19 protein-coding genes and 1 tRNA gene are annotated in these 17,979 nt (G+C 64.6%); 11 read left to right on the top strand and 9 right to left on the bottom strand.

Annotated elements, in window-relative coordinates; all coding sequences use genetic code 11:
- Window positions 1-13: 13 nt before the first annotated feature.
- From IF803_RS26605 to IF803_RS26565, 9 genes are all read left to right on the top strand, one after another.
- Window positions 14-1,093: an NAD(P)H-dependent flavin oxidoreductase gene (locus tag IF803_RS26605; RefSeq protein WP_461194074.1), complete on the top strand. Its 1,080-nt coding sequence runs from the start codon at window positions 14-16 to the stop codon at window positions 1,091-1,093.
- Between the two features lie 361 nt (window positions 1,094-1,454).
- Complete coding sequence (gatC, locus tag IF803_RS26600) at window positions 1,455-1,742, top strand: Asp-tRNA(Asn)/Glu-tRNA(Gln) amidotransferase subunit GatC (RefSeq protein WP_016843980.1); 288 nt, start codon at window positions 1,455-1,457, stop codon at window positions 1,740-1,742.
- 78 nt (window positions 1,743-1,820) lie between these two features.
- The gene (locus IF803_RS26595) at window positions 1,821-2,051 is read left to right on the top strand and encodes a hypothetical protein (protein ID WP_279706456.1); all 231 of its coding nucleotides are present in this window, start codon (window positions 1,821-1,823) and stop codon (window positions 2,049-2,051) included.
- A complete protein-coding gene (gatA, locus tag IF803_RS26590; RefSeq protein WP_304495649.1) occupies window positions 2,048-3,523 on the top strand; it encodes an Asp-tRNA(Asn)/Glu-tRNA(Gln) amidotransferase subunit GatA in 1,476 nt (491 codons plus the stop codon). Before IF803_RS26595 ends, gatA begins: the two co-directional genes overlap by 4 nt.
- Window positions 3,524-3,526: 3 nt before the next feature.
- A complete protein-coding gene (locus IF803_RS26585; protein ID WP_461194073.1) occupies window positions 3,527-3,817 on the top strand; it encodes a hypothetical protein in 291 nt (96 codons plus the stop codon).
- 156 nt (window positions 3,818-3,973) lie between these two features.
- On the top strand, window positions 3,974-5,335 hold the full coding sequence (locus tag IF803_RS26580; protein WP_168858152.1) for a patatin-like phospholipase family protein: 1,362 nt from the start codon (window positions 3,974-3,976) through the stop codon (window positions 5,333-5,335).
- A gap of 247 nt (window positions 5,336-5,582) precedes the next feature.
- On the top strand, window positions 5,583-7,070 hold the full coding sequence (gene gatB, locus IF803_RS26575; RefSeq protein ID WP_461194072.1) for an Asp-tRNA(Asn)/Glu-tRNA(Gln) amidotransferase subunit GatB: 1,488 nt from the start codon (window positions 5,583-5,585) through the stop codon (window positions 7,068-7,070).
- 30 nt (window positions 7,071-7,100) lie between these two features.
- On the top strand, window positions 7,101-7,523 hold the full coding sequence (locus IF803_RS26570) for a hypothetical protein (protein ID WP_461194070.1): 423 nt from the start codon (window positions 7,101-7,103) through the stop codon (window positions 7,521-7,523).
- A 1,081-nt stretch (window positions 7,524-8,604) separates the two neighbouring features.
- Window positions 8,605-8,871: a hypothetical protein gene (locus IF803_RS26565; RefSeq protein WP_018271956.1), complete on the top strand. Its 267-nt coding sequence runs from the start codon at window positions 8,605-8,607 to the stop codon at window positions 8,869-8,871.
- Between the two features lie 41 nt (window positions 8,872-8,912).
- Here IF803_RS26565 and IF803_RS26560 read toward each other — a convergent pair whose 3' ends face one another.
- The 4 genes from IF803_RS26560 to IF803_RS26545 form a co-directional block, all read right to left on the bottom strand.
- The gene (locus tag IF803_RS26560; protein WP_461194069.1) at window positions 8,913-9,677 is read right to left on the bottom strand and encodes a sulfite exporter TauE/SafE family protein; all 765 of its coding nucleotides are present in this window, start codon (window positions 9,675-9,677) and stop codon (window positions 8,913-8,915) included.
- A 72-nt stretch (window positions 9,678-9,749) separates the two neighbouring features.
- Window positions 9,750-10,517 (bottom strand): helix-turn-helix domain-containing protein, encoded by a 768-nt coding sequence (locus IF803_RS26555; protein ID WP_461194068.1) that lies wholly within the window; start codon window positions 10,515-10,517, stop codon window positions 9,750-9,752.
- A gap of 26 nt (window positions 10,518-10,543) precedes the next feature.
- The gene (locus IF803_RS26550; RefSeq protein ID WP_461194067.1) at window positions 10,544-11,806 is read right to left on the bottom strand and encodes an MFS transporter; all 1,263 of its coding nucleotides are present in this window, start codon (window positions 11,804-11,806) and stop codon (window positions 10,544-10,546) included.
- Window positions 11,803-12,309, bottom strand: coding sequence for a PaaI family thioesterase (locus IF803_RS26545; RefSeq protein WP_461194065.1), 507 nt, complete (start codon window positions 12,307-12,309; stop codon window positions 11,803-11,805). The genes IF803_RS26550 and IF803_RS26545 overlap by 4 nt, the downstream gene beginning before the upstream one ends.
- 186 nt (window positions 12,310-12,495) lie before the next feature.
- Here IF803_RS26545 and gcvA point away from each other — a divergent pair, with 186 nt between their 5' ends.
- Window positions 12,496-13,395: a transcriptional regulator GcvA gene (gene gcvA, locus IF803_RS26540; protein WP_461194063.1), complete on the top strand. Its 900-nt coding sequence runs from the start codon at window positions 12,496-12,498 to the stop codon at window positions 13,393-13,395.
- Between the two features lie 215 nt (window positions 13,396-13,610).
- On the opposite strand, the gene IF803_RS26535 is transcribed toward gcvA, so the two are convergent.
- Entirely contained in the window at window positions 13,611-14,399 is a 789-nt protein-coding gene (locus IF803_RS26535; protein ID WP_461194062.1) for an AraC family transcriptional regulator, read from the bottom strand.
- A gap of 96 nt (window positions 14,400-14,495) precedes the next feature.
- Here IF803_RS26535 and IF803_RS26530 point away from each other — a divergent pair, with 96 nt between their 5' ends.
- A complete protein-coding gene (locus IF803_RS26530; protein ID WP_461194061.1) occupies window positions 14,496-15,404 on the top strand; it encodes a DMT family transporter in 909 nt (302 codons plus the stop codon).
- Between the two features lie 428 nt (window positions 15,405-15,832).
- Here IF803_RS26530 and IF803_RS26525 read toward each other — a convergent pair whose 3' ends face one another.
- The 4 genes from IF803_RS26525 to IF803_RS26510 all read right to left on the bottom strand — a co-directional run bounded on the left by IF803_RS26525 (window position 15,833) and on the right by IF803_RS26510 (window position 17,909).
- Window positions 15,833-16,114: a hypothetical protein gene (locus IF803_RS26525; RefSeq protein ID WP_304495640.1), complete on the bottom strand. Its 282-nt coding sequence runs from the start codon at window positions 16,112-16,114 to the stop codon at window positions 15,833-15,835.
- Between the two features lie 166 nt (window positions 16,115-16,280).
- Window positions 16,281-16,955 carry a hypothetical protein gene (locus IF803_RS26520; RefSeq protein ID WP_461194059.1) on the bottom strand — a complete coding sequence of 225 codons (675 nt, stop codon included), beginning with the start codon at window positions 16,953-16,955 and terminating at the stop codon, window positions 16,281-16,283.
- 284 nt (window positions 16,956-17,239) lie between these two features.
- Window positions 17,240-17,521: a hypothetical protein gene (locus IF803_RS26515; protein ID WP_304495638.1), complete on the bottom strand. Its 282-nt coding sequence runs from the start codon at window positions 17,519-17,521 to the stop codon at window positions 17,240-17,242.
- 294 nt (window positions 17,522-17,815) lie between these two features.
- Window positions 17,816-17,909, bottom strand: a tRNA-Ser gene (locus IF803_RS26510).
- Between the last annotated feature and the right edge of the window lie 70 nt (window positions 17,910-17,979).

Below are 17,979 nucleotides of genomic sequence, written 5' to 3'. Positions count from 1 at the left end.
CGTGAGACACACCATGTGGCCGGACCGTCGATTGATCGATCGTTTCAAGACCGAATTCCCGATCGTGCTGGCGCCGATGGCCGGCGTGATGGATGCGGAGCTGGTGATCGCGGTGGCGCAGGGCGGCGGGCTCGGCTCGCTGCCATGTGCGATGCTGTCGGCCGAGAAGGCGCGCGAGCAGGTCAACATCATCCGTCAACGCGTATCAGCGCCGGTCAACCTCAACTTCTTCTGCCACAAGGCGGTCGACGCCGATCCGGCGCGCGAGGCGAACTGGCGGCAACGGCTGGCGCCGTATTATCGCGAGCACGGCCTCGATCCGAATGCGCCGATCAATGCGGCGAACCGCGCGCCGTTCGATGCGGCGTTCTGCGCCGTGGTCGAGGAGTTGAAGCCGGAGGTCGTCAGCTTCCATTTCGGCCTGCCTGAGGCAAAACTGTTGCAGCGGGTGAAGGCCACCGGCGCCACCGTGATGTCGTCGGCAACGACGGTGAAGGAGGCGATCTGGCTCGAGGAGAACGGTGCCGACGTTATCAACGCGCAGGGCGCCGATGCCGGCGGCCATCGCGGTATGTTCCTGACCGACAACATCGCCGAGCAGCCCGGGACGTTCTCGCTGCTGCCCCAGGTGGTGGATGCGGTGAAGGTGCCGGTGGTCGCCGCCGGCGGCATCGCCGACGGGCGCGGGATCGCAGCGGCGTTCGCGCTCGGCGCCTCCGGCGTGCAGGTCGGTTCGGCCTATCTGCGCTGCCCGGAGTCCAAGGTGACGGCGCAGGCCCGCGTCGCGCTGGCGCAGGCGAGCGACGAATCCACCGTCATCACCAATGTGATGACCGGGCGCCCGGCGCGCGGCGTCGCCAACCGTGTGATGCGCGAGGTCGGGCCGATCTCGCCGGACGCGCCGGCGTTCCCGCACGCAGCGACCGCCCTCGGACCGTTGAAGGCGGCTGCCGAAAAGCAAGGCAAGGTCGATTTCACCAATCTGTGGGCCGGGCAGGCGGTGCGGATGGGCAAGGAAATGCCGGCGGCCGAGTTGACCCGCGCGCTGGCCGGCGCCGCGCTGGCGCGGATGGCGGCTCTGTCTCAGGCCTGACGCGCGGCCTCGTTCAGACCAGGCAGGCCACGTAGAGGATCGCGACCCCCAGCGCCGTGCCGATTGACCAGAGGGCGGGGTCCCAGCCCTCCGGGCGGGGGCTGCCGTTGAGCATTGACATGACGCGCTCCGAACTTTTTGTTTGGGTGGAGTAGGCGCCGTAAATGTTTCGGGACGACTTCGCGGCGGCCGCGAAGTGGTTTCATCGTGCGTTTCGCAGCCGGAATGCGTGGCAGGATGTCTTGCCGAGTCGCCGGATGGGCTCCAAGGCCCCGTCGGGCGGGCAAATTCGCGCGGTTGCGGCGCAAAACCGGCCTCTGCTATACGGCAGGCTGACCTTTCAGCCCCGAGGCCCTATATAATGTCCGTAGACGCCACGACCGTCCGCCGCATCGCGCATCTGGCGCGGATCGCGGTCAGCGACGCCGAAGTTCCCCATCTCCAGGGCGAGCTGAACGCGATGTTGGCCTTTGTCGAGCAGCTGTCGGAAGTGAATATCGACGGCGTCGAGCCGATGACCTCGGTGACGCCGATGGAGATGAGGAAGCGCGCCGACGTGGTCAATGACGGCGAGATCGCCGACGTCATCGTCCGCAACGCGCCCGACACCGTGAACGACTTCTTCCTGGTGCCGAAGGTGGTCGAGTAACGCAAGCAAGGCGTTTTCGAGCGAAGTGGATACCGGTTCGCGTGAAGAAAACGCGTCAAACAAAAGCGACAAAACCCAATGTGTCTGCTGTGCGACGATGAGAAGGCCTACAAGGCCTATATGGACTTCCTCGATGCCATGGAACGCAAGGGGAAGGTCGCCGATCCCAACGCGGCGATGGACGCCGTGCTCGACCATCTTGAGGCGCTCGACGCCGCCCGCGCCAAGGAAAATGCCAAAGCCCGCCAAGACGACCCCGCCAACGACAAGACCCTGTCTCCGTTCTTCTGCAGCCCGATCAATAAATGACTGATTTGACATCGCTGACGATCGCCGAGGCCCGCGAGGGCCTGGCGAGCAAGTCTTTCACCGCTCGCGAACTGACCGATGCGCATCTCGCCGCCATCGAAGCCGCGCGCGTGCTCAATGCCTATGTGCTCGAAACGCCCGACCGCGCCCGCGAGATGGCCAGGGCCGCCGACGCGAAAATTGCAAAAGGTGAGGGCGGACCGCTCGCCGGCATCCCGCTCGGCATCAAGGACCTGTTCGCGACCCGCGACATCAGGACCACGGCGTGCTCGAAGATCCTCGGCAATTTCATTCCGCCCTACGAGTCGACGGTGACTTCGCAGCTCTGGCGCGACGGCGCGGTGCTGCTCGGCAAACTCAACAATGACGAGTTCGCGATGGGCTCGTCCAACGAGACCTCGTGCTTCGGCCCGGTCACCAACCCGTGGCGGCGTGAGGGCTCCAACACCACGCTGGTGCCGGGCGGCTCGTCCGGCGGCTCGGCTTCGGCGGTGGCGGCGGCTCTCTGCATGGGCGCGACCGCGACCGACACCGGCGGCTCGATCCGCCAGCCCGCCGCGTTCACCGCAACCGTCGGCATCAAGCCGACCTATGGCCGCTGCTCGCGCTGGGGCATCGTCGCCTTTGCGTCCTCGCTCGACCAGGCCGGTCCGATCGCGCGCTCGACGCGCGACGCCGCGATCCTGATGCGCTCGATGGCGGGGCACGATCCCAAGGACACCACGTCGGTCGACATCGCCGTGCCGGATTACGAGGCCGCGATCGGCAAGTCCGTGAAGGGCATGAAGATCGGCATCCCCAAGGAATATCGGCTCGACGGCATGCCGGCCGAGATCGAAAAGCTCTGGAGCGAGGGCGCGCAGTGGCTGAAGGCCGCCGGCGCCGAACTCGTCGAGGTGTCGCTGCCGCACACCAAATATGCGCTGCCGGCCTATTACATCGTGGCGCCGGCCGAGGCCTCGTCGAACCTCGCGCGTTATGACGGCGTGCGCTACGGGCTGCGCGAACCGGGCAGGAACATCATCGAGATGTACGAGAACACCCGCGCCGATGGTTTTGGCGACGAGGTGCGTCGCCGCGTGCTGATCGGCACCTATGTGCTGTCGGCAGGTTACTACGATGCCTATTATCTGCGCGCGCAAAAGGTGCGGACGCTGATCAAGAAGGACTTCGAGGACTGCTTCGCCAAGGGCGTCAACGCGATCCTGACGCCGGCGACGCCGTCGGCTGCGTTCGGCATCGGCGAGAAGGGCGGCGCCGATCCGGTCGAGATGTATCTCAACGACATCTTCACGGTGACCGTGAACATGGCGGGCCTGCCGGGCATCGCCGTGCCCGCCGGCAAGGACTCGCAAGGCCTGCCGCTCGGTCTGCAACTGATCGGCCGTCCGTTCGATGAGGAGACGTTGTTCTCGCTCGGCGAGGTGATCGAGCAGGCGGCGGGCCGCTTCACGGCGCCCAAATGGTGGTGAGCGATGGCGGATTTCCGCGCCAGTCTCGCTGACACCGCGCCTGATGCGGCGCTATCACCGCCGCTCGCCGCGTTGTGGTGGGCGAAGAAGGGCGATTGGGACCAGGCGCATCGCATCGTGCAGGATGAGGGCGACGCCAATTCGGCCTGGGTGCATGCTTATCTGCATCGCGTCGAAGGCGATCTCGGCAATGCCGGCTACTGGTATCGCCAGGCCGGCCAACCGGTCGCAACGGACACGCTCGAAGCCGAGTGGGAGCGGATCGTAGTCACACTGCTGGCGCCGCGCGGCTAAAGGACGCCGGTGCGGAGGCACCGCGAGCATTAACCCTGTTTCGGCCGCCATGCCGCCGCCCAGATTGGCCGTGATAGGCTAATGGAACCGGGCGGGGGCCAGCGGAAAAAGAGAGTATTCGTGCGTGGGTCGGGCATAGGGGGATGGCTGTCAGCAATGCTGGTGGCCGTGGTGGCGGCGGGCCTTGCCGGCTGCGCCTCCGTCTACAATCTGCCCGGCAACGTACCGCTCGGCGCCGCGCTCGCCGACAACAGCAGCGCCCGCGACATTCCGGCCTACGAAGATGATCTGCTGCTCGCGCTATCGTTCTCCGGCGGCGGCACCCGCGCGGCGGCGTTTTCCTTCGGCGTGCTGGAGGAACTTGACCACACGCGTTCGAGCGCGGCGGGCACGAAGACGCTGCTCGACCGCGTCGACTTCGTCTCCGGCGTCTCCGGCGGATCGGTCACCGCCGCCTATTTCGGATTGAAGCGCCGCGCGGCGCTCGACGATTTCCGCCAGCGCTTCCTGCTGCGCAACGCCGAGGAGGGACTGAAGACCCGGATCTCGCTCGGCAATATCGGGCGCGCGCTCGGCGGCGGCGTCAACGACAGCCAGTTCACCGACTGGCTCGATCAGAATTTGTTCGACGGCGCGCGGTTCGACGCACTGGCCGACGATCGCCGGCCGCGGGTCTGGATCAACGCGTCTGATATCTACAACCGCACGCCGTTCGTGTTCGGCAAGACATCGTTCGATGCCTTGTGCAGCGACATCAGATCGTACCGTGTCGCCGAAGCGGTGGCGGCATCCGCCGCGGTGCCGCTGGCGTTCGCCCCGATCGTGCTGCAAACCTATCCCGGCGGTTGCGCCGCGCCGCTGCCGGCCTGGCTCGAGCGGGTGCGCAACGATCCGAACGCACAGCCGTTGCTGCGCGCCTATGCCGAGGCCCAGGCACATTATCGCGATGGCTCGATGCGCTACGTCAAGCTGCTCGATGGCGGCCTCGTCGACAATTACGGCCTGTCGGGGCTGAGCATCGGCCTGCTCGCCGCGCAGCGTCCCTACGAGCCGCTGAACGAACGGCAGGCGGCCAAGCTGAAGCGCATCCTGTTCCTGGTGGTCGACGCCGGCCGCGGCATCTCCGGCGACTTCGTGCAGACGCTCGAAGGACCGAGCGGCGTCGAACTGGTGTCCGCGGCCGCCGACACCGCGATCGATGCCAGCGTGCGCTCCAGCTACGCCGCCTTCACGGCGCTCGCCGAGGACTGGTCCGGCAAGCTGAAGCGCTGGCGCTGCGGGCTGTCGGCGGCGGAGCGCAGCCGGCTCGGCGTCGGCGCCGGCTGGAAATGCGGCGACGTCGCGATCTATGTCGAGCGGCTCGGCTTCGACCGGCTCGGACCGGACCGCGCCGGCATTCTGAACGCCATCCCGACGCGGCTGTCGCTGCCGCCCGAGCAGGTCGACCAGCTGATCGCGGGCGGCGCCGACGCGCTCCGCTCGAGCAAGGCCTACCAGCAGTTCCGGCGCGGGCTCTAGATTTCGGCCGCCCATCGACACCGTCTATCCTCATCCCCGCGCAAAGGCTTCGCCTTTGTCGCTGGAGGAGCTTGCGAAGCAAGCGTCTCGAAGGATGTAGGCCGCCGGCGGGGCCTCATGGTTCGAGACGCGCGTTCCGCGCTCCTCACCATGAGGGGGTCCATAGGTGCAAGGCGGCTTGACTGGCGCGATTGGTTGCGCGAAGCCCAATCCATCCCAGATATCCTTTATCCGGAAACCGAGATCCATGACCGCATCTGCCGCCCCGCACAAGCTGATCAAGAGCGCCACCGGCGATTGGGAGGTCGTGATCGGCATGGAGATCCATGCCCAGGTCACCTCGAACGCAAAGCTGTTCTCCGGCGCATCGACCGCGTTCGGCGGCGAGCCCAATTCGCATGTCTCGCTGGTCGATGCAGCGATGCCGGGCATGTTGCCCGTGATCAATGAGGAGTGCGTCCGCCAGGCGGTGCGTACCGGTCTCGGGCTCAATGCGAAGATCAACCTGCGCTCGGTGTTCGACCGCAAGAACTATTTCTATCCGGACTCGCCGCAGGGCTATCAGATCAGCCAGTACAAGTCGCCGATCGTGGGCGAGGGCGAGGTGTCGCTCGAGCTCGACGGCGGCCGCAGCGTCACGATCGGGATCGAGCGGTTGCACCTGGAGCAGGACGCCGGCAAGTTGCTGCACGATCAGTCGCCGACGATGTCCTATGTCGACCTCAACCGTTGCGGCGTCGCGCTGATGGAGATCGTCTCCAAGCCCGACATCCGCGACGCCGAGCAGGCCAAGGCTTACGTCACCAAGCTGCGCTCGATCTTGCGCTACCTCGGCACCTGCGACGGCGACATGGAGAAGGGCAATTTGCGCGCCGACGTCAACGTCTCGGTGCGCCGTTACGGCGAGACTGCGTTCGGCACCCGCTGCGAAATCAAGAACATGAACTCGGTCAACTTCATCGGCCAGGCGATCGAGTACGAGGCTCGGCGTCAGATCGAGATCATCGAGGACGGCGGCTCGATCGACCAGGAAACCCGGCTGTTCGACCCGAACAAGGGCGAGACCCGCTCGATGCGCTCCAAGGAAGAGGCGCACGACTACCGTTACTTCCCCGATCCCGATCTGTTGCCGCTCGAGTTCAGCCAGGCCTTCGTCGACGATCTCAAGGCGCAGCTGCCGGAACTGCCGGACGAGAAGAAGTCCCGTTTTATTACGGGCTTCGGCCTGTCGCCCTATGATGCGAGCGTGCTGGTCGCCGAGCGCGAGAGCGCGGAGTTCTACGAGACGGTGCTGTCGGGTCTTGCCGACAAGGCGCGCGACGGCAAGCTCGCCGCCAACTGGGTGATCAACGAACTGTTCGGTCGTCTCAACAAGGAAGGCGTCGAGATCGCAGCCTCGCCGGTTTCGGCGGAGCAACTCGCCGCGATCGTCGACCTGATCGGCGAGGGAACGATTTCCGGCAAGATCGCCAAGGACTTGTTCGAGATCGTCTGGCAGGAAGGCGGCGATCCGCGCGCGCTCGTCGAGGCGCGCGGCATGAAGCAGGTCACCGACCTCGGCGAGATCGAGAAGGTGGTCGACGACATCATCGCGGCCAATCCCGACAAGGTCGAGCAGGCGAAGGCGAAGCCGCAACTGGTCGGCTGGTTCGTCGGCCAGGTGATGAAGTCGTCGGGCGGCAAGGCGAACCCGCAGGCGGTCAACGACCTCTTGAAGTCGAAGCTCGGCATCTGAACAACAGGACAATGATGTTGTCCTTGGCGCATGATCCAACCGGATCATGCTCCCTTGCATGCTTCCTTGCCGTCACCTCCGGCGTCGTCGCGCGCGCGTGAACGCGGCGTGATCCTGCCTCACACCCTCCGTACACGGCGCGCCGGCGCCATCGGCGCCGAATCGCCGAAGCCGCGATTCGTTCGCAAATCCGGTTCGGATGACCTCAAACGAGGCAAAACCCGTCTTACCCACGAAAATTTTTTCGTTGCCAAAAATTACGACTCGGCGTCGGCGACGCGCCGCTTTTCGTCGGCGCTCGCGACTCAACGCAATGACGGTCGCGCGTCGATCGCTCGAATGCGAATTCAAGAAAAGCCTACAACAGAAGGCGTTTCCTGCAACGTTGACAAATGCCGATGTCGGCGGCCGTTGCGTTTCTTGCATCGTCGCGCGAATGACGCGTCGATTTGAACGGCGGCGCGCACGGTGCGCACTGCCAGCGCTGCGTCAACACTTCCTTAAGCGGGACACTGTTTTTTTCGGTCTGTTGGTGTATTCGGGAAGTAGTGCATATCGATTCCCGAGTGCACGCAGCGAAGTAAGAGCCATCTCACATACTGGAGGGCAACATGGCTAAGAAGGCAAAGAAGGCGAAGAAGGCGAAGAAGGCGAAGAGCGCAGTGAAGAAGACTGCGAAGAAGACCCGCAAGGTCGCCAAGAAGAAGTAAGCCTCTCGCCTCGAGAGGATTGCCGGCGGCTTGACGCCGGCACGTCGCGAGAGCCAGCGGACGGACTGCTGAGAGGCACATCCCACCCCCAAGGCTCTGGCTGACGAAAGAGGGTGTCGGCGAGACATCAGGTCAAACGGCTGGATCGAATTTCGGAGAGGGCAACCTTCCCAAAACCGGTCCGGCAGAAGAAACAGAGATTTCTTCGTTCGGTGCGGAGCCCGCTTGGTTCCGCAATTTCACCGGCGAGAATGCCGAGCTGAAATCTGGTCCTGACGTGTTCGCCGACCCCCTCGTTCCGGCGGCCCGCGCAGTCCGCGCCCGGCAGCCACTTTCCCCATCCCCGTTCCGGATCGACGTTGGGCCTGACGGCCTCGCGTTGTTTTTGTCTGTGCACCCGACCGCACGCCGTTCCGCGGCTCGTCAATTGGTCGCGCCGCCCGTCCGTCAATTTCGAAACTGATTGCCTGGCGGGACCCGCCGGCGCCCGCGGCCAATGTCCGCCATGGTTATCGTTGTCCCAAGCACCAGGGTAAACCGGCGTTCACGAATGCAAGGAAGTGCCTGCGGCACAGGCACTTCTGCGATTCCTGGAAGCGCCCCTGGCGGCGCCGATTTACATCCCGTTCATCGCGATACTTAAACCGCTCTTCAAATTTGATGGGCCATGATCATCCCAACAAGCCGGCAACCGGCACGCGGTGATCCCAAGGATCATCGCGGGGCATGATCAAGAGATCAGCCCGGGAATGACAGGGTAGTTTTAACAGTGGACGGGGGCCGCGCTCGGGGGAGGGCGGCCAACAACAAAAAGGGGAATGAGAATGTTTCAGGGGGTCATCGATCAGGAAAGCGCTGTCCCGGTTGCCGCAACGGCAATCCAGGACGTGCTGTTCGAACGTGGCATGTATTGGGCGAGCGGCCGCTCCGGTGTGGTCAACCTCATCGCGGCGCACAAATGGTTCAACCTGGCGGCGCTCAAGGGACGTACTGACGCGATCGCGCACCGCCGCGAAGTCGCCGAGCAGATGTCCGATGTCGAGATCGCGGCTGCCCAGCGTGAAGCCCGCGCCTGGATGACGACGCACTAAGGCAACCGATATCGATGGGAGCCTCGGCTCCCTCGCTCCACCTAGAACCAGTATCGCGCCGCGTAGATCACCGTCATCAGCGCTCCGGCCACGATGACGAACTGCCGGACGATGTGGCCGGGAAGGATCCGGATCAGGAAACCTCCGGCATAGCCGCCGACCATGGCGCCGAGCAGCATCGCCAAGGTCTCCGGCCACCGCACCGCTCCCTGCAAGACAAAGATCAATGTGGCAGCGAGCGACACGCAGGTCGCGAGCAGGTTCTTCAATGCCTTAATCGCCCTGATGTCGTTGGGCTCCGTGATCGACAGCACCGCGGTCAGGATGACGCCTAATCCGGCACCGAAGAACCCTCCATAGACGCACGACAATCCCAGGATAGCACCGCTCGCGCCGGTCGAGGGCAGCGCTGCGGCCCTCTCGCGCCCGAGGGTCCATCCCTGGATCTGCGGCGCGAAGGCAAACAACAGCGTTGCAAATGCGATCAGAGCCGGCACCGGCAGGACGAACAGCCGTTCTGGAAGCAGCAACAGGATGCCAGCACCGATTGTGCCGCTGAGCGCGGCGATCACGACGAAACTGATCGTGCGCCGCGTCGGCGGCGGCAGCTTGCCGCGATCGGCGAGCGCGGCGATCAAATGCCCCGGCGAGATCGCCACCGCATTCGACGCATTCGCGATGACGGCCGGCAGGCCCGCCGCGAGCATCGCCGGAAAGGTGATAAGCGTCGCGCCACCCGCCAGTGCATTGATGATGCCTCCGGCGACCCCGGCCGCCAGCAACAGAAGACTTGTCTGGGTATCCATCCTTCACCCTCTTGAGGGTGAGCAGGCTAGCGGGCGGCGCGCCAATCGGTCTGGAACGTCTGTGACGTCGGTTCAGCCGCGCCAGTAGACGCCCGGCGTCGTGCCGAAGGTGCGGCGGAACAGCCGGGTGAGGTGGCTCTGGTCGGAAAAGCCCGCATCGGCCGCGACTGCTGCGATCGGCTCGCCGGCGCGCAGCAATTGCCGGGCAAGATTGAGGCGGGCCAGCAGGCGGAAGGTATGCGGCGGGATTCCGAGCTCGCGGCTGACCATGCGGCTGAACCCTTCGCGGCTTCGCCCGAAGCCGGCGGCAATCGCTCCGATCGGCGCGACGCTGTCGGTCAGCGCGATGCCGAGCTTCGACCTGCCGGTGCACCCGGCGGGGTGGGACGTCGCGCGCGACAGGATGTCGTCGGCGATCTCGCCGACGTGCTCAGGCGAGATCTCGTCGAGGTTCCGCCAACGCTGCCCGAAGCGGATGATCCACACCGATGAGCAGACGCGGCCGGCAGGAACGTAGGCGTTCAGGCAGACCGTTTCCCCGTCCGACATCGTCATCGGCGCATGCAGCATTCCCGCCGGAATGAGCGCGGCATGGCCGGCAGGCACGGTGACGGTCGCGCCGCCGATGCGAAAGGCGCGCGACCCCGACAGCACCAGCACGATCTGGTTCTCGTCGTGGAAATGCGGCTTGAGGCAAAGCGAGCCGGCGCCGCGCCACGACGCCAGCTCGACGATGCCGTCACTGTCCGCTCGCCGATAAGTCCAGGTATTGGTCATGGCGAACGGAGTGATCACGGAGGTCTTGAAGCGATCGGGCAGGTGATCCCTGAACGCTAGCACAGGGATCGCCGACCGTCATTGGGGCTTCAGGCCTGCGCAACCGAAACGATCGGCGAGGCCGTTCGCATGGTCGCCATTGCGATCAGGGCGGCGGCGAGGTTGGTGGCTGCACTGATCGCCACCGGAATGAAGTAGCTGTGGCTGATGTCGTAGGCGAAGCCGGCGGCACTCGGGCCCAGCAGCGTGCCAACAGCGACGCTGGTGTAGAGGATGCCGATGATGCCGCCGACATTGCGGCCGCCGAAATGGTCGGTGACCACAGCGGGCAGGATCGCGACCCAGCCGCCATAGAACAGGCCGAACAGCAGCGCGAAGACCGTGAGCGACCAGAAGGTGCCGGCGATTGCCCAGATCGCCAGCGAGACGGCCATGCCGAGATACATCGCGACCAGGAATGCATCGCGGCCGACGCGGTCGGCGATGCCGCCGAGGAAGAACCGGCCGGCCGTGCTGCCGACCCCAATCATCCCGAGCAGCAGCACGGCAAGCGTCGGCGCGACCTGATGATCGACCGAAAAGGGCACGAGGTGCACGAAGGGCACGAACACGCCGAACGCGCTGATCAGGCAGGCGGCATAGAGCCCGGCGAAGCGGGCGGTCCGCACCGCGCCGCGGATCGAGACGCCCTGGCGGAGCGGCGCGCCCGAAACCGTCTCGAGCCGATCGCCGTCCGGTCCGGTGCCGTAGCGGCGCGGATCGTCCGCGATCAGCAGCGATGCACCGATCCCGGCGACGGCGGCGACAACGCCCAGCACGACATAGGCATCGCGCCAGCCGAGGCTCGTGATCAGCCAGGTCGCGAGCGGCGGCATCACCAGTGTGCCGACCCCGATCCCGCTGACGGCGAGGCCCGACGCAAAACCGCGCCGCCTGACGAACCAGCGCTGCACGGCGCCCAAGGTCGGAACGTAGGCGCAGCCGACTCCGGCGCCGATCCCGATGCTGTAGGCGGCATAGACCTGGAGGATGGTCTGGGCCTGTCCCGCCAGCACCATGCCGAGACCGACCAGCGCCATTCCGAGGCCAGCGAGCCTGCGCGCGCCCCAGCGATCGGCAAGCGGACCGGAGATCATCCCCAAGCCGAAATACAGGAAGCCCGCGAAGGAGAACACCAGCGACACCGAGCCGCGCGAGGCGCCGAACTCCCGCTGCAGGGACTCGACGAAGGACGAGAACGTGTAGGCGCTGCCGAAGCCGATCAATGTGACGACGAAGGCTGCTGCGACGACGTACCAGCCGTAGAACGGCTTGGTTCGTTGATAACCGGCGTGCATGACGGCATTCCTCATGATCGTTCTCCCTGTGCCGCGTAACCACCGGGCTTGCCCGGCGGGTAGAGCAGCATCTGCGTGCAGCGAAACAGCGCGATGGTCTTGCCTGTCGCCTCGCTGCGGATCTCGGCGTCCCACACCTGGGTGGTGCGCCCGGCGTGAACGAGGCGCGCCTCGCAGCTCAAACCGCCTTCGCGCGCGGCGCCGATGAAGTTGGTCTTCAACTCTCCGGTGGCGAAGCCGATGGCGCCATCCGGCAACGACGCGAGGCAGCCGAACCCGCATGCGGTATCGGCCAATGCGACGATGCTTGCGCCGTGCAGCAGCCCGTGCGGCGAGAAGTGTTTTGCGGCAATCTCGAAGCGGCCGCGGATGTGGCCGCGTCCGGCTTCGAGCCATTGAAAGTCCAGGAGGCCGGGCAGGCTGCCGGCTTGCGACGCGTTGATGCGCTCGACGAGCGGGCTGGTCTGGCCGCCCGCAGCGATCTCGCGGAGGCCGAGCTTGTTTGCGACCTCGGTCATGGCCTGGCTCCATCAAGAAAGTGGGGCCGTCGGGAGCGGTAAAGAAGGTTAGAAAATCTAAGTTCCATGGTTCGACTTTCTCTGCATTGACGCGGCTTTCAGCACTGGATTAAGCTGATAGAGCGCCCGGAAGGCCGAGTTGGCAAACCAGATTTGCTGGACGATTAAGATTAGAAAATCTAAACCATGGAAAGCAGGCTTCCACCCCTGAACGCGCTCAAGGCGTTCGAATCCGCCGCTCGCCATCTCTCGGTGAAGCTCGCGGCCGAGGAGCTATGCGTGACGCCGGGTGCGGTCAGCCAGATGCTCAAGACGCTCGAAGCCGATCTCGGCGTGAAGCTGTTCGAGCGGGTCCCGCGCGGCATCTATCTCACCGACGCCGGCCGCGACTATCTGCCGTCGATCCGCAACGCGTTTCGCCAGATCGCGGATGCCTCGCGTCGCGTCGCGGCATCCGTCGATGTCGGTACGCTGACGGTGAGCGTCACGCCGTTCTTTGCGTCGGCCTGGCTGGTGCCCCGCATGGCCTCGTTTCAGGGCGCGCATCCCGAGATCGATCTGCAGATCGTCACCAGCAACACAGTGGTCGATTTCTCGCGCAGCGGCGTCGACGTCGCGGTGCGCCACGGCCTTGGCCGCTATCCGGGGCTGCGCAGCGACCGCGTCGTCACCGTGGAGATGGTGGCGGTCGCATCGCCGTCACTGGTGGCGCGCCTCGGGCGACCGGCATCTCCCGGCGCGCTCGCAAGCTGGCCGCAGGTGCATGACGCCGATCGCAAGGGATGGAGCCTGTGGTTTCAGGCCAACGGCATCGCGGAGGTTCGCACGCCGCGCGGACCCTCGTTCGATGACAGCGGCCTGCTGCTCAAGGCCGTGCTGACAGGGCAGGGCGCGGGCCTGCTGCCGGCCGCGATGGTGGCAAATGAGATCGCGGGCGGTGAACTGGTCCAGCTGCTCGAGACCGCGCATCTGGAGGAGTTCGCGTACTATCTCGTCTGTCCCGACAACAGGCAGTCGCTTCCGAAGATCGCGGCGTTCAGGGAATGGATGCTGGGACCGGAGGCTCAGTCGGCGGCGGAGCACTAAAGCGCGACGAGACTATGTCAGGTCGAGCAACGGACTCTGCTTCACCTCGCCCCGTGTGCGGGGAGAGGTCGGATCGCATGGAGCGAAGCGCAATGTGATCCGGGTGAGGGGGAGCCTCCGCAAACGCAGCTATCATAGGATACGCGGATGGAGCCCCTCACCCCAACCCTCTCCCCGTAAGAACGGGGAGAGGGAGCACAGCTGCAGTGGGCGGCTTACCGATAGAACGCGTTGGGCGGCACGCCAAAATGCTTGCGGAACATCGCGGTGAAGGCGCTCTGGCTGGCATAGCCGGCATCGAGCGCGACATCGACCACGCGCGCGCCGCGCGCGAGGCGTTCGAGCGCGAACAGCAAACGTGCCTGCTGACGCCATTCGCCGAACGTCATGCCGGTCTCCCTGGCGAACAGACGATGGATGGTCTTCGACGTCAGCTTCAGCCGGCGTGCCCATTGCTCGGCTGTGGAGCCATCGTCCGGGCGGGCCACCAGCGCGGCGCAGACCCGTGCGAGCCTTTCGTCGCGCGGCATCGGCAGATGCAGCGGCAGCACATCGACTTCGCGCAGCTGGTCGAGCAGCACGCGCATCAGGCGCTCGTCGGAGGTCGCGGGCGCATAGTCCAGCGGGACGCACATCGCGGCGACGAACAATTCGCGCAGCAGCGGCGAGACCGCGAACACGCAGCTGGCCTGCGGCAGATTGGGAGCCGCGTCGGCGTCCACGAACACGGTGCGGATCTTGACCGCGCCGCACATCCGGACCTCGTGCGCGAGATCGGCCACCAGCCACACCGCGCGATTGGGCGGCACCACCCAGGTGCCTTCGGTGCAGCGCACGACCATCACGCCTTCGATCGCGTAGAGCAACTGGCCGCGCGGATGCGCGTGCAGGCCGGTCGACGCGCCGCTCGGATAGTCGATCTCCATTGCCGCCATCGGCCGCGCCGTGGCGTGATAGTCGAGGTGCCGTGTGATCAGCTCGTCCAACACGTCTTCATCTCGCATGTCCCAATCTCGCTAGGTGAGGTCAGTCTAGCGTGAGACGGACTTGGGCGCGACAGGTAGTTGCTGGTGTGATCTTCACCAACGCGCTGCCGGGTCATGTTCAAGTCAAAAGCTGCACTTCTCTATCCCTTCGTTGCCATCGTGCTGTGGGCAGGCAACGTCATCGTCTCTCGCCTCTCGGCGCACACGATCGGTCCGCAGGCGATCACCTTCTATCGCCTGCTGGTCGCGGTGCTCTTGATGTCTCCGTTCGTGGCGCGCGGCGCCTTGCGTAATCGCCATGCGATCTGGCCGCATCTTGGTCCGCTCGCGATCCTCGGCTTCCTTGCGATGTGCCTGTTCCAGAGCCTGTCGTATCTGGCGGCCGAGACCACCACCGCGACCAACATGGCGGTGTTCACCGCGCTGACGCCGCTCTTGACGGTCGCCCTCAGTGCCGCGCTGCTCGGCGAACCGCCGACGCTTGGCATGATATGCGGCGCGCCGCTGTCATTTGCGGGCCTCGTCTATCTCGTCAGCGGCGGCGACTTGTCGTCGCTGTTGCAGAACGGCGTGCATGCGGGCGACGCGCTGATGCTGCTGGCCGCGATCGTCTATGCGCTGTACGGCGTGCTGCTGAAACGCTGGAATCTGCCGATCACTGGATGGCAATCCACCTACATGCAGGCGCTGTGCGCGCTGGCCGTGATGTTTCCCGCCTTCCTCGCGACGCCGGCGCCGCTGCGGCAGGTCAACGCCGAAACCTGGCCGCTGATCGTCTATGCCGGCGCGCTGGCCTCGGTCGTGCTGCCGTTTCTCTGGATCCGCGGCGTCGCGCAGCTCGGCCCGAACCGCTGCGCGATCTTCATGAACCTGCTGCCGATGCTGACGGCCGCGGCCGCGATCGTGATGCTGGGCGAGCCGGTCAGGCCATTCCACGTCATCGGCGGCGGCCTCGCGCTGCTCGGCGTCGCCTGCGCGCAGGCCTTGCCGCGGCCGGTCAAGACGGCCTGCGATTCGCGATAACCCGCAAGTCATGGATTGGCGATCTCGCTGTTTTGATCGCATGTGAGAGGCCAGGGCAGAATAGGGCGCTACGCTCGGCGATCACCTGTTCGGTGAGACGGAGTGATCACGATGCGTGTTGCCTTGCGCGTATGCTTACGTATTTCCCTGGTCCTGACGTTGCCGCTTGTGCTCCTGTCGAGCCTGGCTGCCGACGCCGCAACTGCGCATCACAGGCGCGTGCGGCAGCATTTCATCATCCGCCCAAGCGAGCAGATGGCTCCTCCGAGCTCGTACCGATATCCGGGCTTTGGCCCGATCCCGCCGGGCGAGAACCGGAACCTCGATCCATCCGCCCGCGGCAGCGGCTGATGTCGGTCAGCGCCCGCACTGATGCTTCATCGCATCGGTCGCTCTGCCAGCGTACAGGAAGTTGGTCAAAGATCGAGCTATGCGGCGTCGGTGACCAATTTGTGCTGAGATCTCTCGGCGACGCGCTTTTCGAGTGTGGCAATCGTTCCCTTGAGATTGGCGTGCCGCTCATTGAGCGACCTTGCCAAAATCGGATACCTCGCGTCCGATCGGTCGTAAATTCCCGCGCGCGCTTCTTCGGTCGCGATATCGGCTTCGATCTGCTGGCAGGCCAGGATGAGATCGGACAGCATCTTGCTGACCGTCGACTCTCGTCCGCCACGTCCGCGAGCTGTCTCAAAACGATGATGCATGTTCATTTGCGTGCTCCGAATGTCTGAGTTCGGCACATCGAGAACAGCGGCGCCGAACTATTGACGGATACATCGCAAGTTGCCTGCCAGTCGCAGGTCCGTAGGAATACGGTCGGGGGCGGTCCGGCGCGGGGTATGCCACCGGGTGACGACGTCTGGTAGATCTCACTGACTAGTCTCGCCGCCAAGCCGGAACGCAAGCACCTAGCGTGACACGCTTGAAGTCTCGCGCGGCGTCCTGATCTCCTGCCTGTTCGGCAAACCTAACCGCTGCTTCCATGTCCTGAGCGGCGGACGCGCTGTCGCAGAATTGGCTGCGAATTTCAGCCCGGTATCTATATGCCCTGTAGTTCATCGGGTTGTACTGAAGCGCAAGGTTGTAGCTATTTTGTTCCTCAGTGGCGCCTCGGCGGGCTTCATCCGACTGACTGCCGAAGTTGGTTTGGCGATTGAGTGTCTGGAGTGTCCCGAGCTCCGTGTAACGCAGAGACATCGCACCGAGACTGGCAGGAAGTGCTTCACCCGACGAAGAAGGTTGCCTCGCCGAGGTGCGTTCAATTTCGATCTTCTTGTACTTGATGGCGTTGCCGTAATCCCGCAAGCTTTGGAACGTGCTCGATATTTCGCCGGTGATCGACGCAAGATAGGCGGTCGGGAGGCGTCGATCGCTCAGCAGGTTGAGACATGCCCGTATCTTTGCCTGCGGAGGCAAGACGTCGCGACATTCCTTGTCAACCACACGCCACTCGTCACGCGAATGCTGCGTCGGCGGCGTCTGCGCAGCAGGCAGAACGAGAACCAGCGCGAAACAGATCGCTAACCTGAGAACGTGACTTGGGCCATCCATTTATTTCTTCGCCCTCAGCCCGATCCCGACCGGCCGGCGGATTCTTCGAGCACGCTGCATGTTCATTTGATGCCAAATAATCAAGCCGAGGGAAAGCTGACGCAGGTCAGAGATGGACTTAAAAGTGAGGCCGTTCGTGACTGGGAAAGACCGAACGGCCCCAGCCGGCCCGTAGTGCCAAAATGGAAGAAATAGGCCGGCGCTCCAGCTACGGAGTCGCCGGACAATGGTTTCACCGATGTCAATTGACGTTGTTGCCGTACGCCCCCCGATGCGGCCGATTGTTATGAGCGCGCAGGGTCGGCTTGACGACAGGTCGTCAAAACAAACGCCGCCTTGCTGCATTGCCACTCGCTGCCGAGCGCAGCGCTTGAGACCGGCCGCGGGGCAGCAACGATCGCCAGCGCAACAACCATGCAAGCCAGCGAAGTTGCGACGACGAGCCTGCCTGCTTTGGATGGGAAGCGCTGTCGCAGCCAGAAGCCAACGTCGGCGGATCGGCGAAGCTGGGCGTTACGCAGAACCTGGTCGAGATCCTGGAATTGGATGCCACTGTCTTGCTGCATGGCCTTACCCCGGAAATGTTCAGGTGAAAGAAAACAATGCAGGGATCGTGGGCGCGGTTTGTTGCGCGCTCGCTTCGCGGCGCCGGGAATGATGTTTCATTCACGCGGAGGTGACGACCGGTCCAGGCCAGGGGCCGGCATTTGGCTCGTCAGCTTCATGCACTATGATCTGGAATACTTCGACCTGGAGCAGAAAACCCTGCAACCCCTCGACAACCCGCTCGGCACGAGGTTGTCACCCATGTCTTAGGTACGACCTGTTACCCATGTCTCCGGGCTGGACAACAATGAGTATGGCGGAGACGGAGGGATTCGAACCCTCGATAGGCCTTTACAAGCCTATAACGGTTTAGCAAACCGCCGCCTTCAGCCACTCGGCCACGTCTCCAATGGCGCCGATATGCCCGAGAGGGCGCTGAGCCGCAAGCGGCAGATTCAGATTGCGCCAAGGTGATTTG

The organism is Bradyrhizobium sp. UFLA06-06, from assembly GCF_054820065.1.
This window is presented reverse-complemented; position numbering and strand designations above follow the sequence as displayed.